Here is a 25,941-nt window from a genome sequence, read left to right as displayed (position 1 = left end):
GAGGGTAAGTCCTTGCTCGTAACATGTTTTTTCCGCACACTATTCACTATTCACTATTCACCGCATCACCGCATCACCGCATCATGGGCAGGAGCATGCGTACGCAGGTGCCCTGGCCGGGCGGGGATGAGAATTCCAGGCGGCCGCCATGGTCGTGCATGATGGCCGAGGAGATGGACAGGCCAAGTCCCGTTCCGCCCAGTTCCCGTTTGGTGGTGAAGAACGGGTCCTGAATGTATTTGAGATCGTGGGGGAGGATGCCGCAGCCGTTGTCGCGCACTTCCACTCCGGCCCAGGCCTTGTCCTCCCCGTATCTGGACAGGACCTGCAACGTGATCTCGCCGCCTGAGGCGGGCACGGCTTCGCAGGCGTTGACCAGCAGATTGATGAGCACCTGGATGAGGCGCTGCAGGTCGGCTTCCACCAGAACGGGCTCCGCCCCCAGCCTGACGAGATAGCCCGGGGCCGCGGTTTTCAGTTTCTGGCGCACGAAGGCCAGGGCTCCGGCCACGACGCTGTTCACGTCGGTCGTCTCGCGTTCCCCTTCGGGACGTTGGCGGGAATAGTCCTTGAGCCTTGAAACGATATCCTTGATCCGCTCCGACCCGTCCACCATGCCCTGCAGCAGCAGCGGCATCTGCTGCCTGAGTTCCGAATATTCGAGTCCGCCGAGCACGAAATCCCCATGTTCTTCCTGGTATTCGTCCAGCACGTGCAGGGCGTCGGCCCAGACGTCGCGCAGGAGCGGCAGGTTCAGCGTCAGAAAGCTGTTGGGGTTGTTGATTTCATGGGCCACTCCGGCCACCAGCACGCCAAGGGATGCCATCTTGTCCGCCTGGATCATCTTCTGTCCACGCAGCTGGGCCTTGTACTCCGCTTCCTTGCGGGTGGTGATGTCCGTCAGCTTGCCCTCGATGAACACCGTGCGTTCCTGATCGTCCTTTTCGATCCGGGCGTTGAATTCCACCCAGATTTCACTGCCGTCCTTGCGACGCATGCGGGTCTCGAAATCCTTGAGCACTCCGTCGCGGCGCAGGATGGAGAAGACCAGCTCCCTGTCGTCGGGGTCGCAGTAGAGCTGGCGGCTGATGTTGGTGATCGTGGACATGAGATCCTGAGGTGAGTCGTAGCCAAGGATGCGGGCCATTTCCCGGTTGGCTTCGATGAATCGTCCCTTGGACGTGGAACGGTAGATGCCCTCCAGGGCCTTTTCGAAAATGGCGCGGTATTTCTTGCCTTCCTCTTCGCGCTCGCTCCATTCGGTGATGTCGTGGGCAAAGACCACGGCCCCGAGAATTTCCCCTCCGCGCTGCAAGGGCACGTAGGTGTTCTGGTAGAAGCCGATCTCCCCTTTGGGTTTTCTGTACTTGCGCCGCAGGATGTAGGATTCGCCCGCCAGGACGCGGTCGAAATTGCGGCGGGAGGTTACGCGCTCATCGGGCTCGTTCAGGACATCGAAAACGTGCATGCCGGGGTGGATGTCGAGGTTCCAGTTGTGTTTGACGAATTCCCGGTGGGCCTGGTTGAAGGTGATGTAATTGTAGTTCAGGTCGAGGGAAAAAAGCATGACATTGAGCGGCGTGTCGATCAGGGCGCGCAGGTCCTGCACTTCGCGGGTGAGCTGGCGGTTGGAGCGTTCCAGCTCGCGCAGCCTCTGCAGCAGATCTTCCCGGCCGGCGTTCACTCTTCAGGGCCCTCCATCTGGCGCAGCTTGTTGAGGCGCTTGTTGAGCGCCTGCCGGGATACTCCCAGCATGCTCGCGGCCAGGGCCTGATTGTTTCCGGTGCGGCGCATGGCCTCGCGCACGAGTTCGGCGCAGACATGCTTCAGGGTCGGCAGTTCCGGGCCGAATTGCAGGCGCGTGCCTTCCCCGGGCAGGACCTTGCGCGATGCGGCGGGGTTCTTGCGCACATGCGCCTTGATGCGGTCCAGGTTCAGTTCGTCGTCTCCGGAGCAGCTCAGGGCGTCCAGAATCAGGAATCGCAGTTCGCGTATGTTGCCCGGAAAGTCGTAGCTTGCGAGCAGGTTCAGAAGCTCGACCGGCACTGCGGGGCGTTTGCGCTGCTGGCAGCCCTGGCGCATGAAGTGGTCGATCAGGAGGGGCAGGTCCTCGCGGCGCTCGCGCAAGGGGGGCAGGTGCACGTGATGGGCGCGCAGGCGGTAGTACAGGTCGGACCGGAAGCGTTCCGCCTCGGCCATGACGCCGGGGTCCACGTTGGTGGCCGCGATGATGCGGGCATCGGTCTTGCGGGTCACGTCGGAGCCGATGGGCAGGTATTCGCGTTCCTGCACCAGACGCAGCAGTTTGACCTGCGAGGCCTGGGGGAGGTCGCCGATCTCGTCCAGAAAAAGGGTGCCAGCCTTGGCGTTTTCCACCAGGCCGGGGCGGGCTCTGTCGGCGCCGGTGAAGGCTCCCTTCTTGTGCCCGAACAGGGCGTCGGCAAAGATGTTGTCATCGAGGCCGGCCACGTTGACGGGCACGAATTCGCCCTGTCGTCCGCTCAAATCGTGAATGACCTTGGCCACCAGTTCCTTGCCGACCCCGGATTCGCCGGTGATGAGCACGGGCTGGGTGCTGCGCGCGATGGCCTCGATGTACTGGAAGATGGAGCGCATGGCCTTGGAGCAGGTCACGATGGGCGCAAAGGTCTCGGGGTGCTCCAGGGTGTCCTGCAGGAAGCGGGTGCGCAGGCTGCTGTTTTCGCGCTTGAGTTCGCGGATTTCGATGGCGTGCCTGATGCCGGAGACAAGGCTGCTCTTGTCGTTGGTCTTGACGAAAAAGTCGAAGGCACCGCGCTTGATGCATTGCACCGCCGTCTCCACTTGGCTCATGCCGGTGATGACCAGGATGGGAATGTCCGGATTGGTCGCGGACACGCTGTCGATGAGGTCCTGTCCGGACATGCCGGGCATGGCCAGATCCACGGCCATGACCTCGATTTCGGTCTTGGCCAGGATTTCGGGCACCGTGGTGCTGTCGTTGCAGCAGATGATGTTGTCGATTCCGTGGGATTTGAGCGCCAGGGAAAAGGACCGCAGCCACGTGTCCTCATCATCGACGAGCAGGACGGGATAGGATGGGAATTTCGTCATGTCTGTTTCCTAATCGTATGTGCGTTCGTCAACAAGGGCCGGGGCGCCTTCCGGGATGGTTTCCCCCAGGCCGAGGGTGACCACGACCGGCCGCAGCTTGATCACTTCCTGAAAACCCGCGGCGATGGCGCCGTGGTCCGCCGGGCCATTGGTTTCGATGCGCAGGGTCAGGGTTTCCTTGCCGCCGTCGTTGTTCACCACCACCTGATGACGCAGGACCTGCGGAAAACGGCTCAAGGCCTGCGCGACCTGGGCGGTATAGACGAACTGTCCGCGAACCTTGGCGGTGTCGTCCACCCGTCCCAGAATGCCTTGCAGCTTCGGCGCCGTGCGGCCGCAGGGGCAGTCGGAGTCATCGAGGCGCGAAAGGTCTCCGGTGGCCAGACGGATCAGGGGATAGTCCGGGGTGAACGGCGTGACCACCACTTCGCCGACCTCTCCCGTGGGCACTGGCCGCCCCGTGGCCGGATCGCAGATCTCGACGAAACAGCGGCTTGAGAGGTGCATGCCGCCAAGCTCCGGGCACTCGTAGGCGATGCAGCCCACGTCGGCCGTGCCGTAGCCCTGACGGATGATCATGCCGAACATGTCCTGCACTTCCGTGCGCAGGCTTTCCGGCAGGCGTTCCGCGGCCACGAAGGCGACCCGCAGCCCGAAATCCCTTTTCGGGTCGAGCCCCTTGTCCCTGGCCTTTTCGCCCAGGGTCTTGAGAAAACTGGTCATGCCCACGAAGGCCGTTACGGGTAATTCCTGCATGAGCTGCAACTGCACGGAGGAGTTTCCCGGTCCGGCCGGGATCACGGCGCAACCGAGGGCGCGCAGGGGCTCTTCGAGCATCAGTCCGGCAGGGGTGAGATGGTAGCTGAAGGTCATCTGCGCCAGATCGCCGGAGCGAAAGCCGGCGGCATGAAAAGCCTCGGTCCAGCCCCAGTAGTCCGGCCCCCGGCCTTCGGGGTCGTAGATGGGACCGGGAGACTGATAGATGCGCGCCAGAGTTCCCGGGACTCCGGGCAGAAACCAGGCCAGCCCCTTCTCGCGCTGTAGCCGGGACAGGTCCTTTTTGCGCAACACGGGGATGGACGTGAAATCGTCCAGGGAACGGATTTCATCCGCCACGACGCCCGCCGATGCGAGCCGTTCACGAAACTCCCCATCAAAGGACAACGCCTTTTTCACCATATCCTGAATGGCGTTGCATTGCTTGCTTGTCCTTATGGATTGGGAGTCGGTTTCCAGATCGTGATAGTAGCCCTTTGTCCTGTCCATGAACGCTCCGATCAATAGAGGTTTGGAGATGTTTGGAGATGTTTTCAGATGGCTGGGGTCGTTGGGGTGAAGTCACTGCACGGGAACGGCCCTGAGCGCGATGTCTTCATCCGAGCCAGCGTTTTCTGCGTCTGTAATGTTTGATGTCGCGATAGCTGCGTTTTTCCCCGCCATGTCCGAGACCAAGATAGAACTCCTGCACATCCGGGTTGCGCAGCAACTCTTCGCCCTTGCCGTCCATGACGATGCGCCCGTTCTCCATGATGTAGCCATAATCGGCCAGGGACAGGGCCATGCGCGCGTTCTGCTCCACCAGCAGCACGCTCACGCCTTCGGTCTTGTTGATCTTGCCCACGATCTCGAAAATTTCCTCCACCAGAAGCGGCGCCAGCCCCAGGGACGGTTCGTCGAGGAGCAGCAGCTTGGGACTGGCCATGACCGCCCGCCCGATGGCCAGCATCTGCTGCTCGCCGCCGGACATGTAGCCCGCCAGCTGATGGCGGCGTTCTTTGAGTCTTGGGAAATACGCGTACACCTTTTCGGAGTTGTGGGCAAAAAGGCGCGCGGGTTGCGTGTACCCGCCGCAGCGCAGATTTTCCTCCACGGTCAGGTCCTCGAAGATGCGCCGTCCTTCCATGACCTGAAAAACTCCGGCCCGGACCAGTTTCTCCGGCACAAGACGGACCGTCTCCGTGCCGTCGTACATGATGGACCCGGAGGTGACCTTGCCGTTCTCTCCGGCCAGCAGGCCGGAAATGGCCTTGAGCGTCGTGGACTTGCCCGCCCCGTTGGCGCCCAGGAGGGTGGTGATGCTGCCCGTGGTCACGTCCAGGGACAGGCCTTTCAAAACCAGGACCACATCGTTGTAGACCACTTCCAGGTTCATCACTTGGAGGATGTTCATGCTTTGTTCTCAAGAAGTTGCTGTTGATTGAAAAGAGCCGTCCGCGTGATTGTGGAGGCGGGAACGGCTTGGCGCTCCGCCTCCACAATTCGCGTCTAATGGCCGAGCCATTCCTTCTTGCGCTCCAGGGTTTCGGTCTTGACGAATTCGAGCTTGCCGTCCTTGAAGGCGGTGATGTTCACCGAAAGGTTCGGACGGTGGTCATCGGCGAAGTAGCTGATGGCCGGAGCGAGCCCCTCAGGATCGAAATCGCGCATGGTTTCGAGCGCGTCCTTGATGCTCTCGCCCGTCACCTCGCCTTTGGCCTTGGCCATCTTCATGCCCTCGCACATGACCATGGCGGACACGAATCCGCGGACGTAGTGGGTCATCTGCGGCTCATCCTTGGTCAGTTCGCGGATCAGGGCCATGCCCGGCACGTCCTGGCCGTAAATGACTCCGCCCTGAAGCCCGTAGTGCCCGTTGGCCGCTTCGCCGCCCAGCTTGAAGATGTTCTCGTCGCTGCTCCAGATATTGGTCAGGAAGGTGCAGGTCATGCCGAGCTTCTGGGCATCTTTCACGATCACGGCCGTGGAGGGGGTGGTTCCGCCGGTCCAGACGAAGTCGGGGCCGACCTTCTTGAGGCTCAAAAGCTGCGGGGTTGCGTCGATGGCTTTGAGGTCCACGTTTTCCTGTCCCACGATCTCAAAACCCAGTTCGGCGGCATATTCCTTCATGGCCGGGATGGGCACCGATCCGTAGGGATTGTCCGGGAAGACGAAGGCCAGCTTGGGGGCGCGCTCTTCCTTCCAGGTCTCGCGCAGATATTTGAGTCCGGCCCGGCCCTGGGTGGAGTAATCCGGCGCGGCGGTGAAATTGTAGGGCGCCTTGGCCGGGTCCATCAGATGCGCGGAGTAGGAGGCCGAGAAGACCGGGATCTTGTCCTTGGCTACGAACTTGACCAGGGCTTCGGTGTCGCCCGTGCCCCATCCCTGCATGGCCACGATGCCGCTGGAGGTGAAACGCTTGTAGGCGGCCAGGGCCTGCTGCACGTTGTAGGCGTAGTCGACCTGGATGAGTTCCACGGGTTCGCCGTCTATGCCGCCGTTGTCGTTCAGCCACCCTACATAGGCCTTGATGCCGTCTGCGTAGGGTCCGCCCACGCTGGAGGTGGGACCGGTCAGGTCGGACAGGAGGCCCACCTTGTAGGCGGCCGAGGCCGTGCCGATGCTGGCGACCAGGGCCAGGATGGTCAGGGCAAGAAGTTTTTTCATGGTGTCTCCGGATGCGGCAAAAGGTTTCCCCGGCGCAAGAGGGCCGGGCCGTTAGTATGCAAAGGGGTAGAGTTTCCAGTAGGCCTTGGTCAGCCTCCATTTGCGGGCCAGTCCTTCGGGTTCGAAGATGAGGAAGAGCACCAGCATGAGTCCGAAGACCCCTTCCTTCATGGGCACGATGATGGCGCTCAGGTCCGGGGCGATGCCCCCCAGGGACGTGGTCAGCAGATTGAGCATCTCCGGTAGCAGGGTGATGAAGATGGCCCCGAATATGGAACCAAGGACGGATCCCATCCCGCCGATGATGATCATGGCCAGGTAGCTGATGGACAGCCCCATGGAGAACTGCTCCGGGGTGATGTACATGGTGTAGTGGGCCCACAGGCCCCCCGCGATGCCGGCCAGGAATGAGCTCAGCCCAAAGGCCTGCAGCTTGAAGGCGAAAAGGTTCACGCCCACGTTCTCGGCGGACTGGTGGTAGTCGCGGATGGCCACGAAGGCCCGCCCGGGGCGGGTGCGGATAACGTTGGTCACGACCAGGACGCACAGCACGGTGACCAGCAGGATGAGGTAGAAGATCTTGGAATCGGTGTCGAAGGAATAGCCCATGATCTCGGGCGCATCGACGGGTAGGCCGTTGGCCCCGCCTGTGACGCTCCCGGCATGCAGGAAGACGTATTCCAGGATGAGCTGCGCGGCCAGGGTGGAGATGGCCAGATAGATTCCCTTGAGGCGCAGCGACGGGATGCCGAAGATCATGCCCACCATGGCGGCCACCGCGCCTCCGCCCAGCAGGGCCAGGAAAAAAGGCACGCCCATGTTTGAAAGCACCGCCGCGCCGTAGGCCCCCACTCCGACGAACGCCCCGTGCCCCAACGACATCTGGCCGCAGACGCCGGTCAAAAGGTTCAGGGACACCGCCCCGATGACCGCGATGAGGATCAGGTTCAGGATGGACATGACATAGGAGTCCAGAAACTGCGGGCACACCAGCAGGACCGCGAAGAAAAGGGCCAGGCAGATCTTCTGAAACTTCGAGGGGAAGAGGCCGTCCTCACGGGCGTAGGTGGTGTAGAAAAGTCCGCATTTTTGCATGCTCATACCCGTTCAATCTCCTTGGTTCCGAAAAGTCCGTAAGGCTTGATCATGAGGATGATGACCAGAATCACAAAGGAGGCCACCTCCTTGAATCCGCCGAGTCCGAAGAGGTCCTTGGCCGCGCCCTCGCAGATGTTTTCAAGCACCCCGATGATGAGTCCGCCCAGGGCTGCGCCGAGCAGGCTGTCCAGCCCGCCCAGGATCACGGCGGGGAAGACCTTGAGGCCGAGCTGGCCGAGTTGGGCGTTTATGCCATTGATGTTGCCGAGGATGATGCCGCCGATGCTCGAAACCACGGCCGCGATGCACCAGGACAGGGCGAAGATGGATTTGATGCCGATGCCCATGGACTGGGCGGCCTGCTGGTCAAAAGCAGTGGCGCGCATGGCGATGCCCAGGGACGAATATTTGAAGAAGAGGCTGAAGACCCCGAAGAGTAGCAGGGAGAGCCCAAACGCCGCTACGTAGACCGGCGCGATGGGCAGCCCGAGGAGCATGTACGGCTCTTGCGGCAGGATGGGCGGAAAGACCTGGATCTGCGTGCCCCAGACCATCTGCACGAAGGATTTGAGCATGGACGAGAGCCCGATGGTGACCATGATGACGGAAATGATGGGCTCGCCGATGAGCGGCCGCAGGATGAGGCGTTCCACGAGAATGGCCAGGATGACGGAAAAGACCAGCGTCAGAAGGAATGAGACCAGAAACGGCAGTTGGTACTGCACGGTCAGGGCGAAGCAGAAGTATGCGCCGACCATGACCAGCTCGCCCTGGGCGAAGTTGACGACCTTGGTGGCCTTGAAAATGATGACAAAGCCCAGCGCCACCAGACTGTAGATGGAGCCGACCACCAGGCCGTTTATGATGAGTTGGAGGTAGTATTCCATAAATGACCTTATGGGTTGTTGCCGTCGGCGGCGTTTTCGTTCCAGAGTCTCTGGAATGCGTGAAAGGCATGGATTCCCGCCTTCGCGGGAATGACATCGACGCAAGGCGGGCATGCCGACTCCGGAACCAGTGAGCGCGGTTCACGGACAATCCCCCGAGTCATCCCCGCGAAGGCGGGGATCCATCTTCCGTATGGGTTGTTGCCGTCGGCGTTTTCGTTCCAGAGTCTCTGGAATGCGTGAAAGGCATGGATTCCCGCCTTCGCGGGAATGACATCGACGCAAGGCGGACATGCCGACTCCGGAACCAGTGAGCGCGGTTCACGGACAATCCACCGAGTCATCCCCGCGAAGGCGGGGATCCATCTTCCGTACAGTTCCGTTTCCATTCTCGTCTCCATCATGCCATTCCTCCCGCGTTCACGTCGCGGATGCAGATGGCGCCCGTCATCTCGCGGTGCGAGCCGTCCTGGTAGGTAATGGCGATGCACAGGTCCGTGTTGTCCGTGCCGTCGTAGAGCGCATGGATCAGCTCGGCGTATCGCTCCCCGATGACCTTGCGCCGGATTTTTCGCGTGCGGGTCAGTTCGCCGTCGTCGGCGTCGAGCTCCTTGAAGAGCAGGGCGAAGCGCGCGACCTCGGTCCCGGGTTGTAAAGACGGATTGATGGCCTGGATTTCGGATTCGATCAGGTCGTAGAGTTCGGGTTTGGCCGCCAGATCCTGGTAGGTGGTGTAGGTCAGGCCCCGGGATTCTGCCCAGCGGCCCGCGATGTCGCCGTCGAGGCAGATGATGGCGGTGATGAAGTCGCGCTGGTGACCGAGGACCACGGCTTCCTGCACGTAGGTCGAGAACTTGAGCTTGTTTTCGATGAACTGGGGGGAGAAGCGCACGCCCTTGTCTGTGGTCATGACATCCGAGAGGCGGTCGATGATGACCAGTTGGCCGTTGTCCTTGAAGAATCCGGCGTCGCCGGAGTGCAGCCAGCCGTCGGTGACGGTCTCGGCGGTGGCGGCGTCGTTGCCGAGGTAGCCTTTGAACACGGCCGCGCTTCTGGACAGGATTTCGCCATCTTCGGAGATGCGGATCACGGTCTCGGCGATTGGTTCGCCCACGGATTCGAAGCTGACCGCACCGTCGCGGTGGATGCAGGAGATGCCTGCGATCTCGGTCTGGCCGTAGATCTGCTTCAGGTTTACGCCCAGGGCGTGGAAAAAGGTGAAGGTGTCGGGGCCAAGCGGCGCGCCGCCCGTGGACGCCGAACGCACGCGCGAGAAGCCGAGCCGGTCGCGCAGGGCCCTGAAAAGCCCCCAGTCGGCCAGCCTGTTGGCCATGCGCAGGCCTGCGGACGGTGTCTCGCCGCGCAGCACGGTTCCTGCGTACCTGAGTCCGACGGGCATGAAGATGTTGAAGAGAAAGCGCTTGAAGCGGGTTGTCTCCATGATGCGCACCCGGACCTTGGCGGCCATGTTCTCCCAGACCCTCGGCGGCGAGAAGATAAGGTGCGGCCCGATCTCGCGGATGTTTTCCTGCACCGTGTCGGGTTCTTCGGGGAAGTTGACGCAAAAGCCGAACAGGAGGGCCGAGGACACGGCCATCATCTGTTCGCCCATCCATGCCAGGGGCAGGAAGGACACGAACTCGTCGTCTGCGCGCTTGGGATCGGACAGTCCGAGGTTCCAGGCCATGGACAAAAGGTTCCTGTGCGAGAGCATGGCAAGCTTGGGCCGTCCGGTGGAGCCGGAGGTGGTGGCGATGAGCGCCGTGTCGTCGGGGGTGACGTCCTTGATCCAGTGCTCGAATTCGTGAGCGCGGTCCTGACCCAGCGCGCGGATGTCGTCGAAGGACTTGAGCCCCGGCGCATCGTAGCCGATCAGCCCCTTGGAATCGTGGTAGATGATGTATTCCAGCAGCGGCAGATCGTTCCGGATGGACAGGATCTTGTCGACCTGCTCCTGATCCTCGGCCACCACCAGCCGGGCCTTGGACAGCTCGAAGACGTAGCCGATCTCCTCGCCGGGCGAGTCCTGGTACAGTCCGAGGGACACCCCGCCGAGGCCCTGGATGGCCAACTGGGCCCAGAGCCATTCCGGGCGGTTGTCGCCGATGATGACGATGATGTCTCCCCGTCCAAGGCCCAGCGCCCTGAGACCGGCGGCGAACTCGGAGGTGATGGCCCAGTATTGGGCATAGGTCACGGGTTTCCAGATGCCCAGGGTCTTTTCGCGCAGGGCCGTGCGGCCGGGGCGCTTGCGGCTGTTTTCAAGGAGCAGGCTTGGCAGGGTGGTATCGTACGGAGCGGTCATTCAGCGTCCCTTATACAGGCCGTCATCGTCGCCGAGGTAGGCGCTGATGACTTTGGGATTGTTCTGGATTGCCTCTGGCGTGCCGCTGGCCAGGACGCGGCCGAAATCGAGCACGACGACATGGTCGGAGATGTCCATGACCACGCCCATGTCGTGCTCCACCAGAAAGACGGTCACGTCCCATTCCTCGTTGATGTCCAGGATGGAACGGGCCATGTCTTCGGTTTCCTCCAGGTTCATGCCCGCCATGGGTTCGTCCAGGAGCAGGAGTTCGGGCTCGGCGGCCAGCGCGCGGCCGAGTTCGACTTTTTTCTGCACTCCGTAAGGCAGGTGTCCGGCTATCTGATGGCGGTAGGCGGAGAGGTTCAGGAAATCGATGATGTCTTCCACGCGTTCACGGTGACGGGTCTCTTCGGCGCGGGCCTTGCCCAGGTAGAAAATGGAGGCCAGCAGCCCGTAGTTCAGGCGGGAGTGGCGGCCGACCATGAGATTGTCCAGGACCGAGAGCCCCCTGAAGAGGGCGATGTTCTGGAAGGTCCGGGCCAGGCCGAACCCCGTGCGCTTGTGCGCGGGCACGCCGGAAAGTTCCCGGCCGTCCATGCTGATCTTGCCCTTGGTCGGGGTGTAACGGCCGGAGATGCAGTTGAGCATGCTGGTCTTGCCCGCGCCGTTGGGCCCGATGAGAGAGGTGATGCTGCCCTTTTGAACGGAGCACGAGACCCGCGAAAGGGCGGCCACATTCTTGAAGGTCAGGCTGACCTCCTTGATTTCGAGCAGGGCGCTACTGCCATTCATGCTTGAAATCCTCGGGGCCGACCACGTCGTAGCCGGCTTTCTGCAGGGCGGCCGCGATGGACGACGGGTTGGGCGTGTCCACGCGGATCACGACCACGCGCCGTTCCCTGTGCGTGAAGGTGCCGGTGGAGATGATGGAATATCCCATGGTGTCGATGATGCCCGAGACTTCGCGCAGCACGCCGGGACGGTCCACGACCTCGAAGACGATGCGCGAGCCGCCCTGGCCGTAGCCCATTTCCTCGGCCAGCACTTCGAGCATGATGGTGCGGTTGATGTAGCCGATGAGGTCGCCGTCCTGATTGACCACGGCCAGTCCGGCCAGGTTCTTGGCGTGCATGAGCATGGCGGCGGTTTCGATTTCGGTCTCGGGGGTCACGGGCGTGATGTCCGTGCGCATGATTCGCCCGACGGTGAGTTTGGACAGAAGATAGTTGATCTCGTGTTTGTCCAGACCCGTGGCCAGCGAGGGCATGGCGGCGCTGATGTCCTCGGTGCGCACGTATCCGACCAGTTTTTCGTCCTTGACCACGAACAGCATCCAGAGTTGCTGCTCGTCCATGAGCCGTTGCGCGTCCTCGACCAGTGCATCCGGTGGCATGGCTATGAAATTATTGAGCATTTTGAGGCCGACAAACATGGTTGCTCCTTTTTCGCGGGGTGATGGTGTCGGTGTTTGCTAAGAAAAGTTCGTGCCACAATGCATCTGTCCAGGCTCAAGAAGGTCTCTTTGTCGTTTCTTTTTCAAAAAATACCATAATATCGAATTGTTGTGTTTTAAGGTGCGTGGATTCGCAGCGTGGATTTGGTGGCGGCACAGCGCGAACCGGGAAACAGGGCTCGCGCGCGAGCAATAAAAATTGACGAGAAAAACGCTGTCTCCGCATGAAGAGCCTCCATGCGCGACAGGATGCGTAGCAACTTAAATTGCGTCATAAACAAAAGTTGCCATGGAGTTATCAAGAGGGGCCTTGACAGGTTCGCATGACGGGATTATTTTGAACATAATTTCAATATAAGGAGAACACGCTTGGGACGCAGGAGAAAATGCAGATTTGTGGCCGATGTGCCCGAAGTGACGGTTTTCAAGCCCGTGGGTATACCCATGGGGCGGCTGCACGGCGTGGTGCTCGGGCTCGATGGTTTCGAGGCCATGCGGCTGGTGGACGGCGAGGGTATGAGTCAGGCGGACGCAGCCTTGCGAATGCAGGTCTCCAGGCCGACGCTGTGTCGCATCCTGGGAGAGGCCCGGACCCAGACGGCGCGGGCTCTCTCGCGGGGCTGGGTCATACGTATCGATATAGACGGCGAGCACACCGTGACGGGCGCCGATTTTGAGGAAACGACTCCGTGTTGTCAGCGTGGCAAGATCTGCGCAAAAGGCGCGGGGCAAATGCAGGGAGAACGATCATGCCAGGACGGACAGGACAGGGTGGCGGTGGAAGAGGACAGGGCGGACGCGGTCAGGGCGGAGCAGGCCAGGGCGGGCAGGGCGGCGGATGTCGCGGAAGGCGCCCGGGTTGCGGCGCCGGAGGCGGTCAGGGTGGAGCCGGACAGGGGCGGTTACGTCGCGACGGATCCTGCCTGACCGACGAAAAGGCTCCGGCTTCGCCGGGGATTGACACCGTGAAATCCGAGGAATAAACGCTCATTTGAGCAAAACGGAGGTGCCATGCCACGACCAAGGAAATGCCGCCGCATCGAAGGATGCCCCAAGGCGTCGTTTTTCAAGCCACAGGGAATTCCCCTGCGCGAACTGACGGAAGTCTATCTGTCCATGGATGGTTTTGAAGCCCTGCGCCTGTCCGACTACGAGGGCCTGGGCATGGAGGAAGGCGCCGAGCGCATGCATGTCTCCCGGCACACTTTCGGCCGAATCCTTGGAGATGCCCGTCGCGTCGTGGCCAAGGCGCTCGTGGATGGGTTGGCTCTGCACATCGCCCATGATGCCCAGATGCCGTGTTTTCAACTGAATCCGGACCGTGTGGCGGCCCGCAAGAAGGAGCTTAGCATGACCAAGATAGCCATTACCAGTGAAGGCCCGAACATGACGGATCGCGTTGATCCGCGTTTTGGCCGTGCGGCGGGATTCGTCGTCGTCGATCTTGAGACCATGGAGTCCAAGTACATCGACAACGGCGGTTCCCAGACCCTGTCTCACGGGGCCGGAATCCAGGCTGCGGAAAACATCATCAACGCCGGTGCCTCGGTGCTTCTGACCGGCAGCGTCGGCCCCAAGGCTTTTGCGGCGCTGAAGGGCGGCGGCGTCAAGATCGGCCACAACATGAGCGGCGGCACCGTGGCCGACGCGGTGGAAGCATTCAAGGCCGGCAAGGTTGAATTCACCGACTCTCCAAACAGATAGGGTGTCATCATGATCGTTTCGGTTGCCAGCGGAAAGGGCGGGACGGGCAAGACCACGGTCACGGCCTCTCTGGCCGTTTCCTGGTCTCGGCCCCTTGTGGCCGTTGATCTGGATGTGGAAGAACCAAATCTCCACCTGTTCTTGAAACCCGAAGTCACGGACACCGAGGTCGTGACCATCGAAGTGCCCGAAGTGGATGAGAGCAAGTGCACGTATTGCCGCAAGTGCGCCGAGCTGTGCCAGTTCAAGGCCATCGCGGTCATGGGCAAGGCCATCATGACCTTTCCGGAGATGTGTCACGGTTGCGGCGGATGCATGGCCATCTGTCCCGAAGGCGCCATAAGTGCGGGAACGCGCGAGCTTGGTGTCATGGAACGCGGTGTTGCCCGGGGCACGCTGCCGTGCCTGACCGGGCGGCTTCGTGTCGGCGAGGCCATGAGCCCCCCTCTCATGCGGCACGTGCGCTCATGCATGAGGGCCGAGAGCGCGGAGCGGTCCCTGGATGTGCTCGTCGACGCCCCTCCCGGCGTGAGTTGCCCGGCCATGAGCGCCGTGGCCGACAGCGATGTCATCGTGCTGGTCACCGAGCCCACGCCGTTCGGCTTCCACGATTTCAAATTGGCCTTCGAGGCGTTTTCCCCCTACGGCAAGCCCATCGCCGCAGTCATTAACCGGGCTGGTCTGGGAGACAACCGTGTCTACGAATTCTGCACGGCCCAAAACCTGCCGATCCTGGCCGAAATTCCCTACCGCCGCGACATCGCGGAGCATTACTCCAAGGGGATGATCCTGGCCGAAATGGATGAGGTCCTGGGCGAACTGTTTACCAAGCTGGGCCAGGACTTGCGGCGTATGGCCAAGGAGGCCCGACATGCGTGAGGTAGTTGTGATCAGCGGCAAGGGCGGCACCGGCAAGACCTCGCTGACAGCGGCGTTCGCTCATTTGGCCGAGAGCAAGGTGATCTGCGACCTGGACGTGGACGCGCCGGATCTGCATCTTCTGCTGGATCCCTCCGTCGTTCGCGACGAGGCCTTCATTTCCGGACACGAGGCCATCATCGATCCGGAAAAGTGCTCGGGCTGCGGCCTGTGCGCATCCATGTGCCGGTACGATGCCATCGATCAGGACGGCGACGTGTACCGCATCGCCCCGCTGCGCTGCGAGGGCTGCAAGGTCTGCGTGGCTTTCTGCCCGGAGCAGGCCATAGATTTCCCCCCCCGTCACTGCGGGCAGCATTACATGAGCGAGACCCGTTTCGGTCCGATGGTGCATGCGCAGCTTTTCCCAGGGCAGGAGAATTCGGGGCTTCTGGTTTCGCGCCTGAAGAAGGAGGCCCGCGTGCTCGCCGAAGAGCGTGGCCTTGAGCTCATCCTGTGCGACGGCGCGCCGGGCATTGGTTGTCCGGTCATCGCTTCCCTTTCGCAGACGGATCTGGCCGTGGTCGTGACCGAACCCACCCCGTCAGGAGTGCACGATCTGGAGCGGGTGGCCAGCCTGTGTGATCATTTTCGCACCAGGGTCGCGGTCGTGGTCAACAAGCATGACCTCAATCCAGAGCAAACAAGTCGAATTGGTGCGCTGTGCAAGGAAAAGGGCTACACCCTGGCTGCGCTGCTGCCTCATGACACGGCGGTCACCGAGGCCATGGTCCGAAGGCAGGCCATTACCGAGGGCGAAGACAGCGCCATTGCCACGCAGGTTCGGCAGGCGTGGCGGACGATCACGGATCTTTTGCATTCATAAGTTTATCGAACAAGGAGAATCACGTTCATGGAAAAAGTAAGAATTGCAGTCCCTTCGGCGCTCCCGGGCGGACTTGAAGCAGAAGTCGGCGCTCATTTCGGGCATTGCGACCTGTACACCATCATCGACGTCGAGGGCGGTTCCGTGGCTCAGGTCAGCACCCTTCCCAACGTCCCCCATGCCCAGGGCGGCTGCATGGCCCCCGTCAATCATCTGGCCAGCAACGGAGTGAACCTGCTCATTGCCGGCGGCATGGGCATGCGTCCGCTGATGGGTTTCAACCAGGTCGGCATCCAGGTTTTTTACGGCGCCGGCGCACCGAGTGTCGGAACGGCCGTGGACGCGCTCCTGAAGGGCGCGTTGGTGCCCTTTACCCAGGAATACACCTGCGGCGGCGGTCAATAGCCATCCTCCTGGCCGGACGATTTCGCCGATGGAGATCGTCTGGCCTTTTTCTCAAGCAACTTTGAAGGAGAACGTCATGCAGGTGGTCATTGTCACCGATCGGAACGAAGCTCTGCACGATTTTGCGCAGGGACTGGGGGGCGATGTCGAGTGGGCGAAAAGCGCGGAAGATGTACTGAGCCGTGCAAAGACCCCGCCCTGGCAGCTTGTCGTGGTCGATGCCCTGACGCCCGGGATGGACTACAAGGCCTTTGTGATGGATTTGCTGCGCGTCAACGCCATGCTCAACACCGTGGTCATAACAGACATGGGCGAGGAAGATTTTCACGAGGACAGCGAAGGACTCGGAGTGCTTTGCGCCGTGCCCGGGAACCCCAAGTGGGATGACGGGGCCAAGGCCATGAATCTGCTTTGCGTGCTTTACGGAATGGGCTGAAAAAAGGCCGGATGAAAATTTGAAGGGGGGAGTGCGAGCAATCGCGCTCCCCCTTTTTCGTGTCTAGTTGTATTCGTTCATGGCCGCGTCGGCGTAGGTGTCTTCGAGCACCTTGCGCAGACGGAAGGCGCCCTCGATCATGGGGGCGAGCTTGGGCAGGCCGTCGATCTTGTCGACATAGCTGAAGGCGCCCATGACTTCGGCCAGGCGGCGGGTCTCTTCGCTGCCGTGACCGGTGAAGAGGACGACCTGGATCTTGGAGTTGATGGCCTTTATCTGTTTGAGCGTTTCGATGCCGTCAATGCCGGGCATCTCGATGTCGAGAACCACGACATCGTAGCTCTTCTTCTTGACCATCTCCAGGGCGTCGTCACCTGTGTGGGCCACATCCGGAGACACGCCATACAGGATATTCAGGCGATCGGCGAGAATGCGGCAGAGATCCTTCTCGTCGTCCACGATCAGAAGCTTCATCTTGTTCATGTTCATTCCTCCTTGGCAGATGCCGGTTCTTCCGGCCCGTTATGTTCGTTGTGTGCATGCACGGCCATGGGCACCGTCATGGTGAAGGTAGAGCCATGCCCAGGTGTGCTGCGCACGGATATGCTCCCTCCCATGGCCTCGATGATGCCGTGACAAATAGCCAGCCCCAGTCCAATCCCCTTGCCCACCTCCTTGGTGGAAAAAAAGGGTTCGAAAATTCGTGTCAGCAGATGCTCTTCCATGCCGCAGCCCGTATCCTGGACCGAAATCCGCAGCCGGGCGTCTTCGATGCTGCCCTGCAAACGCAGCAATCGCTCTTTGGCGGGTGTGGATTCGAGTGCGTCCAAGGCATTGTCGACGAGGTTGCCCAATACCTGGTTCCACTCCGAATCCGGCAGCCGGATTTCTTGCAGCGATTCCGGCCAGAGCTGTTCGACCCTGACGTCCATTTGCTCGATCCGGTTCCTGCGTGCATCGAGAACATCCTGCGCCAGTCCGGGGGGGCTCGCGGTCGCTCCTTTTGCGTCCAAGGCGCACCTTAAGGTCAGCAGCTTGGAGGTGATGGCCTTGCAGCGCAGGCCCTGGCGTCTGATCAGGTCTATGGATTCGAGAATCTGCTCGCGGCTGTTGTTCTCAAAAACCGCTTCATCCAGGATTTCCTCGATCCAGCCCGCTTCATTGAGCATGACCTGCAACGGGTTGTTGATCTCGTGGGCCACGCCCGTGGCCAGTTCCCCCATGGCGGCAAGCTTGGCCGTTTCGGCCATGCGCTGCCTGGACATGTTTTCCATCCGCCGTCCTTCGGCTTCTCCGATGGCCGCAACGAGGACGTTTATGTCCGTCGGCTTGGTCAGGTAATCCCTGGCGCCGCCTTTCATGCCGGCCACAGCCGTGCCCAGGGTGGTGTCGGCCGTGAGCAGGATCACTTCCGGGGCGGGTTTTTCGGCCCGCAGGGCGTCCATGGTTTCAAGTCCGCTCATGCCCGGCATGGTGATGTCGAGGACCACGACCTCCGGTGCAAAGACCTTCGCGACCGCCAAGGCTCCCTGCCCGTCATACGCTGTCCGGACCTCCATGCCGCGCGTGCGCAGCCGCTCGGAGAGCAGGTTCGTGAAATCGCGTTCGTCATCAACGACCAGGACTCGTACCATATCGATTTACCGCTGGGGATGTTGGTTGCCTTGGGTTACGGCTCTGACACTTTCTATTAAAGTATTGATATCCAATGGTTTTTTGTGGTACATCGCCGCCCCGAGATGAACGCAGGTCTCAAAGTCCATGTCCGAGCCATGCCCACTGAGCATGATCACGGGGAGGCCGGGCCACTGCTTGCGAATGCGGCGCAACACCTCCACGCCGCTTATTCCCGGCATGCGCAGGTCGAGCACGATCACGTCGGGTGGTTCCTCGGCGATCAAGTCCAGTCCGCTTTGACCGTCAAGGGCCACTCTGGCCGGGAATCCACGCATTTCAAGCCGCTCTTGCAGCGTGGTCACGAAAGCTTCTTCGTCATCGATGAGCAAAATGCTGGGTTCGTCCATGTGCTCCTACCGCGATTGTGAACTCAAGACTGAACGGGAAAAAAGAGCCGCAGCCGACTGCCGTCCCACTCCACGCGACCCGGCGCAAGCATCGCCCCCAAGGCGGTGACTCCGTCCGGATCAGGACTCACCCCGTCCGGGGGACAAATGGTCAGGACATGAAAATCTGTTCCGCCTGCAAGGTCGACACGCAGCACTCCTTCTTTGGTGCCCGTACCTACCGCCCATTGCAGCGCCCTGTAACCGCTCATGAGCACCTGCAGGGCGCCCATGGAGACGGGCAAGGCGTTGGGGGGGGCCGTGAGGGTCAGGGCTGCGCCTTTCAACCGCACGTAACGATCCGCCAGCTGGGCCAGAGTCTTGGAGTAGGCGGTCAGGTCGCAGGACTCGAGCAGATCCGCATCGGGTGTATGGGCCAGCCGACTGGTGGCGTCCAGCAACCCCTTGCCCCGGTCCACCTGGAAGGTGATGTTCTCAAGGGTGCGCTCCATGTTGGGCTTGTGCTTGAAATCGACCCTGGAGTTGACTTTGAGGATGTCGCCCATGAGGCCCGCCGATTCACGGATGATGGCCAGAATGTTCTGCATTTCGTGCATGTTCTGAGCCGTGACAGCACCCATGAAACGCGCTTCTTTCGGGATTTCAGACATGTGGAATTCCTTCCGGCGGATTGATGGCCTCGTTGATGGTTCGGATCAGTTCTTCGAGATCAAGGGGCTTGGTCAGATAGGCAAAGGCGCCGTGGCGCATGCCCTCGATGCCGTCGCGCGTCTTGCCCTGTCCGGTAAGCAGGATGACCTGGACATCTGGGTGTTCGCTTTTGACCTTCTGCAGCACTTCGATTCCCTTCATTCCCGGCATCATGACGTCCAGTACGATCACCTGCGGCACATTGTCGGCCACGGCTTTGAGGGCCGATTCTCCGTCATGGACAACACGGGGGTTGACCCCTCTGAGTTCCAGACGTTCGGCCAGGGTAACGATGAAATCGACCTCATCGTCCACCAACAGGATGTTCCATGTGTTCATATCCATGATTAACCTTCCACAGGGTGTTTGGGCAGCAGGATGGTCATGGTGGTGCCCTCGTTCAATTTGCTTTTGACCTTGATCTCTCCGCCCAGGCGTTTGACGATGCCATAGGTGATGGACATGCCAAGCCCGGTGCCTTTTTCCTTTTTGGTGGTGAAGAACGGTTCAAACATGTTCTTGGCCGTCTCGTCGGACATGCCGCATCCGTTGTCCTCGATGGAGATGGCGACATAGTCGTCATCCACGTTCCAGCTGGAGAGTACGATTCGGCCTCCATCAGGCACGGCCGCCAGGGCGTTGTTCAAGATGTTGAGGAAAACCTGCTGGATCTGGCCGTGATCGGTGGCGATATTGGGCAGGTTCATGGAGAGTTCGCGCTTGAGTTCGATATTTCGGTACTGGGCCTCGCGTTCGAGAAAACCCAATGTCTCGACGAGCACGGCGTTCAGGTCCAGAATCTCGATCTTGACGTCCATGCGCTTGGCAAAGCTGAGCATGCGATGGGTGATGCCCCGGCAGCGATCCACGGATTTGAGAATGGACTCGATCTGTCTGGAAAATTTGTCCTTGTCCGGAAAGTCGGGCCGAAGGTCCATGATGTCGCGCATGAGCCCGGCCTTTTCGTTGATGATGGCCAAGGGATTGTTGATTTCGTGCGCGACGCCTGCGGCCAGGCGGCCAATGGAGGACAGCTTCTGCGAATGCTCCATCTGGTGGATGGCACCGAGGCGCTGTTCGTCGCTCTCCTGTAAACGGTTGATGAGTACGCTGGTCAGACGGTAGACGGCGATGAAGATGAAGATGACGCCGGTGACAAAGATGACAAGCAGGTCAATGCGTACCGTGTACCAGGTGCTGAAGAACGTCGGTTTGAGCTTGACGGCCACGAGAACGAAGTCCGAGTCGGCGATGAAGGCCGAAGCGATGAAGATGTCGTTTTGATCGCGGTCGCGGATACCCTGCACGTTGGATTCGAAATTTGTTGGCGGCAGGCTGAAGGGCAACATGTCCAGCACCTTCCCGTAGCGTCGCGATTCGGTCTGCAGGACTCCGTTGCGGTTGACCAAAAAGGCGTCGCTGCCGGGTTCAAGACCCATGGCCGAGATGATGCGGTCAAAATGCATGGTGTCGAGGGTGGCCCGCAGAATCCATGACTGACCGCTTTCCGTGGTGTGCCGCACCGCGATGACCACATGGGGAAATTTGCGAAAACCCAGGAATACGTCGCTTATGTACGTGCCTTTGAACTGGACCTGATGGAACCAGTCCTGGGAGGTGTAGTTGCGGTCCTTGAGATCGTAGGGGCCGGCGTAGCTGATCTGGTTGCCGGCAGTATCGATGAGCCCGAGATCGACAAATCCGGTGAATTCACGGCGCATGACCTGAAAGATGCGCTGCAGATTGGCGTCGTTGGAGAGTTCGTCGAAGGAGTAGGCCGAGGCGATGAAACTCACCGCCGAGGTCCGTTCGGCCAGGAAAAGCTCGAAGGAATGCTTGGCCTTGCCCACCAGAGCCCTGAGCGGGGCCTGGATTTCGGCCGACATGGAGCTCTGGTGCTCGTAATAATTGATTGCGGCCAGCGAGAGCAGCGGCAGCAGGGTGACCAGGGCCATGAGCGAAACGATCTTGCGCCGCAAAAGCTTGTAGCGGTCTGGAGAATTGATCTCCGTGGCCAGGTCGGCCTTGATGGCATCCATGGGGCCGGACAGGATTTTTTTCATTTCTTTTCCGTTGCCCGGTCGTAGAGGATGTCTCCGGCTTTGAGTGTTCCTTCCGTCAGGCGGGAGACAACGCGTTCCACCGGACCCATGACCGAGTCGATGACGTCGATGCGCTTCCAGCGCAGATAGTGGTAATACTCGTCCTCAATGCCTCCGCAGACGATGGTTCCGATGTCCCTGGAAAGGGCCAGATCGCAAAGTTCGTCTCCAGAAGCGTAAGCCAGAAGAAAGGACTTGCGCAAGACGATTTCTCCGCTTTCGGAAATGGTCAGCAACAGGGCTTCGGTAGTCAGATCGAAGCGAGGGGCGATTTCGTCCTTGGCGACGGTGATCAGCACGCGGCGTTCCATTGCTATCGCTCCTCCGTGTTCTTGCGACCGGCCTTGCGGCTCTTTTCCACCGGGCGGACAGGCGCTTCGGTTTCGGCGTCGTCCGTCAGATGCATGGGCAGATGCTCGGTCCGGATGGTGTCGCCGCTACATACCATGGCGGCGAATTCCATGATGTTTTTGAGTTCGCGCACGTTGCCCGGAAAATCGTGGGCGTACACATGGCGCTGGGCTTTGGGGCTTATGGCGGTGATGTTCTTTTTGAAACGCGTCGCATAATGGCCCATGAAATGGTGCAGCAGGAACCCGAGGTCTTCCCCGCGATCCTTGAGTCTGGGCAGGTGCAGGCGGATGGCTGAAATGCGATGGAAAAGATCCTCCCGCAGACGTCCTTCCTGCACCAGCTTTTCCGGAGACTCGGCCGTGGAAGCCATGAGCCTTGCGCTTGCACGCATGGGCTTGCCCGCGCCGACAGGCACAATGGTGCCTTCGTCCAGAAATCTGACCAGGCTGCTTTGCTGCGAGAGAGGCAGATCCGCGATCTCCGAGAGGTACAGGGTTCCGCCCTGGGCCTGCTGGAACCTGCCGGCCTTGAGTTTTCCGTCAGGGCCCTGCATGCGTCCGAACAGTTCGGCGTCGAGCAGTTCGGAGGGCATGGGGCCGCAGCTGAAGCGCACGAAGGGCTCGCGTGATCTTGGCGAGGCCTTGTGCACCGATTCGGCCAAAAGATCCTTGCCCGTGCCTGTCTCGCCGGTGATCAGCACCGGGGTGTCGTGCTGGGCGATGACGGGCACGAGTCCAAGAATCTTTTTCATGGCCGGGCTGCGACCCACGATCTGGCCATGGTCCGCGACCTGGGACAGGCGCGCCTCGATTTCCCGCAAGGCCGTCAACTCTTCCACCACGTCGAGCACGCAGATGGGTCGGTTGTTTCCATCAAGGACACGCACCGGGGTGATGCGGACGTGAATCTTGCGGTGATGACGGTTGATGCAATCGGTCTCGATCCCGACTCCCGGAGCCGCATCCTTCCCGTGGGGACAGTCCTGCAGGCAGGCCCGGCTGCGCAGGACGTGCCTGCAAGGCAGTCCGCGCACTTCCTCTCGGGTGTAACCGGTCATGGCTTCGAGGGCCTTGTTGAGCATGAGGACATGTCCCTCGTTGTCCAGGAGGGCCACCCCAACGGGTAGCCCATCCAGAAGGGAGGGCAGGTCCGGGCAATCGGTGCCGATCAGTTCTTCAATCCGTTTGAGCACGAGCCTCTCCTTTAGTGCGCGCCGCCTCCGACGATTCCGGATGCCGCGAAGCACAGGACCAGGACTTCAAGAAACGCGATAATGGCGAACGCGAAGTCCTTTTTCTTAAAGTAGGTGATAGTGACCGGAATATAGGCCACAATGGTCAGACCGCCAAGAAGCGCGATCCCGAGGAAGTTCAGGAAATCGCCGTTGGACAGAAGCGTCGCCCAGCCCCAGCCGGTGGGCACGTTGTTGTCAGTGAGATACTGACCAACAGGCAGCGACCAGTATTTGATCACGTTATCCATTGACACGTAAGGGTCCATGATGCCGGTGACGTAGAGCAAGTATGTTACCAGCATGAGCGCGAGGCCGCTCCAACATCCGTAGAAGAGGATGTTTGCGTAGGCGATCTGTTCGGCAGGCGCGTTGGTCTCGGGTTTATTCATGTCTTTTCTCCTTAGATTCTGGAATATGTTAGAAGCCCAGGCCCTTGGCCAATGCCTTTCCACCCGCGAAGAGCAGCACGCCGATGACCATGTAGCGGATGAAGGTGGGCTTGGCGATGGCCAGCAGGCGCACACCGACGAAAGAACCCATCATCAATCCCACGATGGAAGGAATGGCCATGAGCGGGATGACGCAACCCTGGTTCAGATAAACCCAGGCGGCGGAAGTATCGGTGATGGAGAGGAGAAATTTACTGGTGCCGACGGCGACCTTGAGCGGTGCGCCCATGAGCAGGTTCAGGACAGGAACGTTTGCCCAGCCTGCGCCAAGTCCGAACATGCCGGCCATGATGCCGATGACGATGAAGAGCAGGAGGCCCATGACGGTGCGGTGCGTTTTCCACTCCACGATCTCGCCGGTGGCGGGCTCCATGTAGGCGCCTCTCATTCCAAAAGCCAAACTCAGGGCGTCCTGCTTTTCAACGACGGGACGGGCCGTGTTCTTGGAGAGCAGAAGCAGGATGGCGATGCCCATGATGGTGCCGCCCAGGCACATCTGGACGATGTGGTTTGGCAGGGCCAGGCCAAGGAAGGCACCGACGATGGCGCAACTTGATGCTATGAGCGCCACCGGAAGAGCCAGACGCAGGCTGGCCAGGTTGCGTTTCAGCAGACCGGGACCGGCTGCCAGGGCTCCGGCCAGGGCTACGAGGAGACCGGCGCCACGGACAAAGTCAAGATGAAAGGGGAAAAATCCGCTGACCAGCGGTACGTAGAGCACGCCGCCGCCGACACCGGCAAGAACCGCGATGATGCCAAGTATAAAACAGAAAAACAGCAAGATGGTAGGCCAGCCCCACCAAGGCAGGGCGGAAGTTGTGCCCGTGGCTTCCGCCAGCTGTTTGGCTGCTTCATCCGCGAGTTCGGGGTTATTGCTAGCCCAAGCCAAAGTGACCAACAGGAGTGCGCCCATTGCGGCCCCTCCCAGAATTCGCATCCACTTCGTGTTCAGTTTCATTCCTGTTTCGCTCCCGTTTACACGTTTCCTCAAGCATTGATTGATTCAGCACTACGATGCACAGCGCATCCGAAGCTCTTCTAGGCAAGGAGTGTGCCAGCACGGAAATATACGCCAGCCGTGTGTTGACGTGTGTGAGTGCAGAGAGTAAACGGCAAAATATTGCCGCAATCGGCAAGTTTGTTCCTTTTTTCCCAAATGACAGGTCGGTTTGGCAAAGGGGTTTCGAGCAGCATTTCCGGTTTTTCAGTATGCATTGTAAAGGATAGAATCAATGGAATTTCGTGCAGATAACGGTAAAAAAGCCAGAGGCAGAGGGCGTGCCCGGTCTGGCAATAATTTGCCGAATGCTCCGCAGGATTCGGCCGGAGCAGAGATTTTGGAGCTGGGAACAGAAGACGGTCTGGGCAAGTTCGTCATTCAGTCCCGCACCATGCGCGATCTTTATCGCCTGGCCACGCAGGTGGCCGGTTCGGATGCGACCATCCTGGTTTACGGCGAATCGGGCACGGGCAAGGAACTCTTCGCCCGGCTCGTACATCAGCTCTCGGGCCGCAGAGCCAAGCCCTTTATCCCCGTCAACTGCGGAGTGCTCAAGGGCGAACTCTTCGCCGACAAGTTCTTCGGGCACGAGGCCGGAGCCTTCACCGGGGCGCAGCGCCAGCGCAAGGGCAGCTTCGAGATGGCCGCCGACGGCACCCTGTTTCTGGATGAAGTGGGCGAGATTCCGCCGCCCAACCAGGTCGATTTTCTGCGAGTCCTGGAAGAAAAGACCTTCCGCCGCCTGGGCGGAGAGAAGACCCAGCCCTTCGACGCCCGCATCGTGGCGGCCACCAACAGGGTGCTGAACAAGATGGTCGCGGCCGGGGAATTCCGGGCCGATCTGTATTATCGCCTCAATGTTATCCCCGTGACCCTTCCGCCGCTGCGGGAGCGCATCGATGACATTCCTCCCCTGGCCGAATATTTTCTGGCCATGTACCGGCACCGCTATCACAAACCCGATGTGCGGCTGGCCCCGGCCACTCTTGATACCCTGTGCGGCTATTCCTGGCCGGGCAACGTGCGTGAGCTGCGCAACCTGACCGAACGGCTTGTTCTGCTTTGCGCCGATCCGCTCATCGAACCCGCCCATCTGCCCCTGGAAATGCGTCTGGCCACCGGGTTGCCGGCCACGGAGTGCGGCCAGAACGTCATGACCCTGGAAGCGGCCGTGCGTCAGGCCGAGGTCACGGCCATCATCAGGGGCTGGGCCGAGGCGGGGGGCAGCAAGGCCAGGTTGGCCGAGATCCTGGCCGTAAGTCCCCGCACCCTGCGCTACAAGCTCGCCGAATATGATCTTAAACTGACCTGATCCCATTCTGTCCTTCCCTGCCGCTTTCTTTCGTATCTTCGTGTCCTGGTTTCCCTGATTCAATCCCGGTTGTCATGCTGCGCAGCATCGATTTACAGCGTCTAGGGTCAGCTGCGGCAAAATTTTGCCGCTATGGGTGGCCCTGATTTTTCTCGTGCCTTGAACCTAGTTGTCCAGCCATGGTGGTGAAGATGTTGGTTGGATTATGGCGAGGATGTTATGTAG

At 60.5% G+C, this 25,941-nt stretch carries 28 protein-coding genes; 7 read left to right on the top strand and 21 right to left on the bottom strand.

Going from position 1 to position 25,941, the window contains the following annotated elements; all coding sequences use genetic code 11:
- Positions 1 to 73 precede the first annotated feature (73 nt).
- The 11 genes from BMZ40_RS10705 to BMZ40_RS10655 all read right to left on the bottom strand — a co-directional run bounded on the left by BMZ40_RS10705 (position 74) and on the right by BMZ40_RS10655 (position 12,241).
- Entirely contained in the window at positions 74 to 1,684 is a 1,611-nt protein-coding gene (locus tag BMZ40_RS10705) for a PAS domain-containing sensor histidine kinase (RefSeq protein WP_092375228.1), read from the bottom strand.
- Positions 1,681 to 3,093 (bottom strand): sigma-54-dependent transcriptional regulator, encoded by a 1,413-nt coding sequence (locus tag BMZ40_RS10700; RefSeq protein WP_092375225.1) that lies wholly within the window; start codon positions 3,091 to 3,093, stop codon positions 1,681 to 1,683. Before BMZ40_RS10700 ends, BMZ40_RS10705 begins: the two co-directional genes overlap by 4 nt.
- A gap of 9 nt (positions 3,094 to 3,102) precedes the next feature.
- Complete coding sequence (locus BMZ40_RS10695) at positions 3,103 to 4,359, bottom strand: phenylacetate--CoA ligase family protein (protein WP_092375222.1); 1,257 nt, start codon at positions 4,357 to 4,359, stop codon at positions 3,103 to 3,105.
- Between the two features lie 106 nt (positions 4,360 to 4,465).
- A complete protein-coding gene (locus BMZ40_RS10690) occupies positions 4,466 to 5,263 on the bottom strand; it encodes an ABC transporter ATP-binding protein (protein WP_092375219.1) in 798 nt (265 codons plus the stop codon).
- A gap of 95 nt (positions 5,264 to 5,358) precedes the next feature.
- Positions 5,359 to 6,516 carry an ABC transporter substrate-binding protein gene (locus BMZ40_RS10685; protein ID WP_092375217.1) on the bottom strand — a complete coding sequence of 386 codons (1,158 nt, stop codon included), beginning with the start codon at positions 6,514 to 6,516 and terminating at the stop codon, positions 5,359 to 5,361.
- A 51-nt stretch (positions 6,517 to 6,567) separates the two neighbouring features.
- Complete coding sequence (locus BMZ40_RS10680; protein ID WP_245751090.1) at positions 6,568 to 7,617, bottom strand: branched-chain amino acid ABC transporter permease; 1,050 nt, start codon at positions 7,615 to 7,617, stop codon at positions 6,568 to 6,570.
- Positions 7,614 to 8,501 (bottom strand): branched-chain amino acid ABC transporter permease, encoded by an 888-nt coding sequence (locus BMZ40_RS10675; RefSeq protein ID WP_092375214.1) that lies wholly within the window; start codon positions 8,499 to 8,501, stop codon positions 7,614 to 7,616. Before BMZ40_RS10675 ends, BMZ40_RS10680 begins: the two co-directional genes overlap by 4 nt.
- Positions 8,502 to 8,509: 8 nt before the next feature.
- On the bottom strand, positions 8,510 to 8,890 hold the full coding sequence (locus BMZ40_RS10670; RefSeq protein ID WP_143075597.1) for a hypothetical protein: 381 nt from the start codon (positions 8,888 to 8,890) through the stop codon (positions 8,510 to 8,512).
- 11 nt (positions 8,891 to 8,901) lie between these two features.
- Complete coding sequence (locus tag BMZ40_RS10665) at positions 8,902 to 10,806, bottom strand: AMP-binding protein (protein ID WP_092375209.1); 1,905 nt, start codon at positions 10,804 to 10,806, stop codon at positions 8,902 to 8,904.
- Positions 10,807 to 11,601 carry an ABC transporter ATP-binding protein gene (locus BMZ40_RS10660; RefSeq protein WP_092375206.1) on the bottom strand — a complete coding sequence of 265 codons (795 nt, stop codon included), beginning with the start codon at positions 11,599 to 11,601 and terminating at the stop codon, positions 10,807 to 10,809. It abuts the gene before it with no gap.
- Entirely contained in the window at positions 11,588 to 12,241 is a 654-nt protein-coding gene (locus tag BMZ40_RS10655) for a CBS domain-containing protein (protein WP_092375203.1), read from the bottom strand. The genes BMZ40_RS10660 and BMZ40_RS10655 overlap by 14 nt, the downstream gene beginning before the upstream one ends.
- 390 nt (positions 12,242 to 12,631) lie before the next feature.
- On the opposite strand from BMZ40_RS10655, the gene BMZ40_RS10650 reads away from it, so the two are divergent.
- From BMZ40_RS10650 to BMZ40_RS10625, 6 genes are all read left to right on the top strand, one after another.
- Positions 12,632 to 13,189, top strand: a complete 558-nt coding sequence (locus BMZ40_RS10650; RefSeq protein ID WP_092375200.1) for a DUF134 domain-containing protein — start codon at positions 12,632 to 12,634, stop codon at positions 13,187 to 13,189.
- Positions 13,190 to 13,273: 84 nt separating this feature from the next.
- Positions 13,274 to 13,966 carry a NifB/NifX family molybdenum-iron cluster-binding protein gene (locus BMZ40_RS10645; protein WP_092375197.1) on the top strand — a complete coding sequence of 231 codons (693 nt, stop codon included), beginning with the start codon at positions 13,274 to 13,276 and terminating at the stop codon, positions 13,964 to 13,966.
- A gap of 9 nt (positions 13,967 to 13,975) precedes the next feature.
- The gene (locus BMZ40_RS10640) at positions 13,976 to 14,845 is read left to right on the top strand and encodes an ATP-binding protein (RefSeq protein WP_092375194.1); all 870 of its coding nucleotides are present in this window, start codon (positions 13,976 to 13,978) and stop codon (positions 14,843 to 14,845) included.
- Positions 14,838 to 15,710: an ATP-binding protein gene (locus BMZ40_RS10635; RefSeq protein ID WP_092375192.1), complete on the top strand. Its 873-nt coding sequence runs from the start codon at positions 14,838 to 14,840 to the stop codon at positions 15,708 to 15,710. Before BMZ40_RS10640 ends, BMZ40_RS10635 begins: the two co-directional genes overlap by 8 nt.
- Positions 15,711 to 15,737: 27 nt before the next feature.
- Positions 15,738 to 16,115 (top strand): NifB/NifX family molybdenum-iron cluster-binding protein, encoded by a 378-nt coding sequence (locus BMZ40_RS10630; protein ID WP_092375189.1) that lies wholly within the window; start codon positions 15,738 to 15,740, stop codon positions 16,113 to 16,115.
- A 76-nt stretch (positions 16,116 to 16,191) separates the two neighbouring features.
- On the top strand, positions 16,192 to 16,551 hold the full coding sequence (locus BMZ40_RS10625) for a DNA-binding transcriptional response regulator (RefSeq protein ID WP_092375186.1): 360 nt from the start codon (positions 16,192 to 16,194) through the stop codon (positions 16,549 to 16,551).
- A 63-nt stretch (positions 16,552 to 16,614) separates the two neighbouring features.
- On the opposite strand, the gene BMZ40_RS10620 is transcribed toward BMZ40_RS10625, so the two are convergent.
- Genes BMZ40_RS10620 through BMZ40_RS10575 form a run of 10 tightly spaced genes read right to left on the bottom strand, consistent with a single transcriptional unit; the run spans position 16,615 to position 24,362 of the window.
- Complete coding sequence (locus BMZ40_RS10620; RefSeq protein ID WP_015774444.1) at positions 16,615 to 17,034, bottom strand: response regulator; 420 nt, start codon at positions 17,032 to 17,034, stop codon at positions 16,615 to 16,617.
- Positions 17,035 to 17,036: 2 nt separating this feature from the next.
- Positions 17,037 to 18,185, bottom strand: coding sequence for a hybrid sensor histidine kinase/response regulator (locus tag BMZ40_RS10615; protein WP_092375183.1), 1,149 nt, complete (start codon positions 18,183 to 18,185; stop codon positions 17,037 to 17,039).
- Between the two features lie 6 nt (positions 18,186 to 18,191).
- The gene (locus BMZ40_RS10610; RefSeq protein WP_092375180.1) at positions 18,192 to 18,575 is read right to left on the bottom strand and encodes a response regulator; all 384 of its coding nucleotides are present in this window, start codon (positions 18,573 to 18,575) and stop codon (positions 18,192 to 18,194) included.
- 23 nt (positions 18,576 to 18,598) lie between these two features.
- On the bottom strand, positions 18,599 to 19,225 hold the full coding sequence (locus BMZ40_RS10605; protein ID WP_092375177.1) for a hypothetical protein: 627 nt from the start codon (positions 19,223 to 19,225) through the stop codon (positions 18,599 to 18,601).
- Positions 19,218 to 19,610 carry a response regulator gene (locus BMZ40_RS10600; RefSeq protein WP_092375174.1) on the bottom strand — a complete coding sequence of 131 codons (393 nt, stop codon included), beginning with the start codon at positions 19,608 to 19,610 and terminating at the stop codon, positions 19,218 to 19,220. Before BMZ40_RS10600 ends, BMZ40_RS10605 begins: the two co-directional genes overlap by 8 nt.
- Before the next feature lie 2 nt (positions 19,611 to 19,612).
- Positions 19,613 to 21,328 carry a sensor histidine kinase gene (locus BMZ40_RS10595; RefSeq protein ID WP_092375171.1) on the bottom strand — a complete coding sequence of 572 codons (1,716 nt, stop codon included), beginning with the start codon at positions 21,326 to 21,328 and terminating at the stop codon, positions 19,613 to 19,615.
- Positions 21,325 to 21,678 carry a NifB/NifX family molybdenum-iron cluster-binding protein gene (locus BMZ40_RS10590; RefSeq protein ID WP_092375168.1) on the bottom strand — a complete coding sequence of 118 codons (354 nt, stop codon included), beginning with the start codon at positions 21,676 to 21,678 and terminating at the stop codon, positions 21,325 to 21,327. Before BMZ40_RS10590 ends, BMZ40_RS10595 begins: the two co-directional genes overlap by 4 nt.
- Before the next feature lie 2 nt (positions 21,679 to 21,680).
- Positions 21,681 to 22,913 carry a sigma 54-interacting transcriptional regulator gene (locus BMZ40_RS10585; protein WP_177193115.1) on the bottom strand — a complete coding sequence of 411 codons (1,233 nt, stop codon included), beginning with the start codon at positions 22,911 to 22,913 and terminating at the stop codon, positions 21,681 to 21,683.
- Between the two features lie 11 nt (positions 22,914 to 22,924).
- Positions 22,925 to 23,344 (bottom strand): DUF1634 domain-containing protein, encoded by a 420-nt coding sequence (locus BMZ40_RS10580; RefSeq protein WP_092375162.1) that lies wholly within the window; start codon positions 23,342 to 23,344, stop codon positions 22,925 to 22,927.
- 28 nt (positions 23,345 to 23,372) lie between these two features.
- Complete coding sequence (locus BMZ40_RS10575; protein WP_092375159.1) at positions 23,373 to 24,362, bottom strand: sulfite exporter TauE/SafE family protein; 990 nt, start codon at positions 24,360 to 24,362, stop codon at positions 23,373 to 23,375.
- 379 nt (positions 24,363 to 24,741) lie between these two features.
- On the opposite strand from BMZ40_RS10575, the gene BMZ40_RS10570 reads away from it, so the two are divergent.
- Positions 24,742 to 25,716, top strand: coding sequence for a sigma-54 interaction domain-containing protein (locus tag BMZ40_RS10570; RefSeq protein WP_245751088.1), 975 nt, complete (start codon positions 24,742 to 24,744; stop codon positions 25,714 to 25,716).
- The last annotated feature ends 225 nt before the right edge of the window (positions 25,717 to 25,941 follow it).

This window comes from Desulfomicrobium apsheronum (assembly GCF_900114115.1).
Classification (GTDB): Bacteria; Desulfobacterota; Desulfovibrionia; order Desulfovibrionales; family Desulfomicrobiaceae; genus Desulfomicrobium; species Desulfomicrobium apsheronum.
The sequence above is the reverse complement of the archived record's forward strand: the minus strand, read 5'-3'. Positions and strand labels throughout refer to the sequence as shown.

Coding starts and splice junctions, on each gene's coding strand:
- BMZ40_RS10700 (WP_092375225.1), bottom strand. CDS start 3,093: ATGACGAAATTCCCATCCTATCCCGTCCTGCTCGTCGATGATGAGGAC.
- BMZ40_RS10695 (WP_092375222.1), bottom strand. CDS start 4,359: ATGGACAGGACAAAGGGCTACTATCACGATCTGGAAACCGACTCCCAA.
- BMZ40_RS10690 (WP_092375219.1), bottom strand. CDS start 5,263: ATGAACATCCTCCAAGTGATGAACCTGGAAGTGGTCTACAACGATGTG.
- BMZ40_RS10685 (WP_092375217.1), bottom strand. CDS start 6,516: ATGAAAAAACTTCTTGCCCTGACCATCCTGGCCCTGGTCGCCAGCATC.
- BMZ40_RS10680 (WP_245751090.1), bottom strand. CDS start 7,617: ATGAGCATGCAAAAATGCGGACTTTTCTACACCACCTACGCCCGTGAG.
- BMZ40_RS10675 (WP_092375214.1), bottom strand. CDS start 8,501: ATGGAATACTACCTCCAACTCATCATAAACGGCCTGGTGGTCGGCTCC.
- BMZ40_RS10670 (WP_143075597.1), bottom strand. CDS start 8,890: ATGGAAACGGAACTGTACGGAAGATGGATCCCCGCCTTCGCGGGGATG.
- BMZ40_RS10665 (WP_092375209.1), bottom strand. CDS start 10,806: ATGACCGCTCCGTACGATACCACCCTGCCAAGCCTGCTCCTTGAAAAC.
- BMZ40_RS10660 (WP_092375206.1), bottom strand. CDS start 11,601: ATGAATGGCAGTAGCGCCCTGCTCGAAATCAAGGAGGTCAGCCTGACC.
- BMZ40_RS10655 (WP_092375203.1), bottom strand. CDS start 12,241: ATGTTTGTCGGCCTCAAAATGCTCAATAATTTCATAGCCATGCCACCG.
- BMZ40_RS10645 (WP_092375197.1), top strand. CDS start 13,274: ATGCCACGACCAAGGAAATGCCGCCGCATCGAAGGATGCCCCAAGGCG.
- BMZ40_RS10640 (WP_092375194.1), top strand. CDS start 13,976: ATGATCGTTTCGGTTGCCAGCGGAAAGGGCGGGACGGGCAAGACCACG.
- BMZ40_RS10635 (WP_092375192.1), top strand. CDS start 14,838: ATGCGTGAGGTAGTTGTGATCAGCGGCAAGGGCGGCACCGGCAAGACC.
- BMZ40_RS10630 (WP_092375189.1), top strand. CDS start 15,738: ATGGAAAAAGTAAGAATTGCAGTCCCTTCGGCGCTCCCGGGCGGACTT.
- BMZ40_RS10625 (WP_092375186.1), top strand. CDS start 16,192: ATGCAGGTGGTCATTGTCACCGATCGGAACGAAGCTCTGCACGATTTT.
- BMZ40_RS10620 (WP_015774444.1), bottom strand. CDS start 17,034: ATGAACAAGATGAAGCTTCTGATCGTGGACGACGAGAAGGATCTCTGC.
- BMZ40_RS10615 (WP_092375183.1), bottom strand. CDS start 18,185: ATGGTACGAGTCCTGGTCGTTGATGACGAACGCGATTTCACGAACCTG.
- BMZ40_RS10610 (WP_092375180.1), bottom strand. CDS start 18,575: ATGGACGAACCCAGCATTTTGCTCATCGATGACGAAGAAGCTTTCGTG.
- BMZ40_RS10605 (WP_092375177.1), bottom strand. CDS start 19,225: ATGTCTGAAATCCCGAAAGAAGCGCGTTTCATGGGTGCTGTCACGGCT.
- BMZ40_RS10600 (WP_092375174.1), bottom strand. CDS start 19,610: ATGGATATGAACACATGGAACATCCTGTTGGTGGACGATGAGGTCGAT.
- BMZ40_RS10595 (WP_092375171.1), bottom strand. CDS start 21,328: ATGAAAAAAATCCTGTCCGGCCCCATGGATGCCATCAAGGCCGACCTG.
- BMZ40_RS10590 (WP_092375168.1), bottom strand. CDS start 21,678: ATGGAACGCCGCGTGCTGATCACCGTCGCCAAGGACGAAATCGCCCCT.
- BMZ40_RS10580 (WP_092375162.1), bottom strand. CDS start 23,344: ATGAATAAACCCGAGACCAACGCGCCTGCCGAACAGATCGCCTACGCA.
- BMZ40_RS10575 (WP_092375159.1), bottom strand. CDS start 24,362: ATGAAACTGAACACGAAGTGGATGCGAATTCTGGGAGGGGCCGCAATG.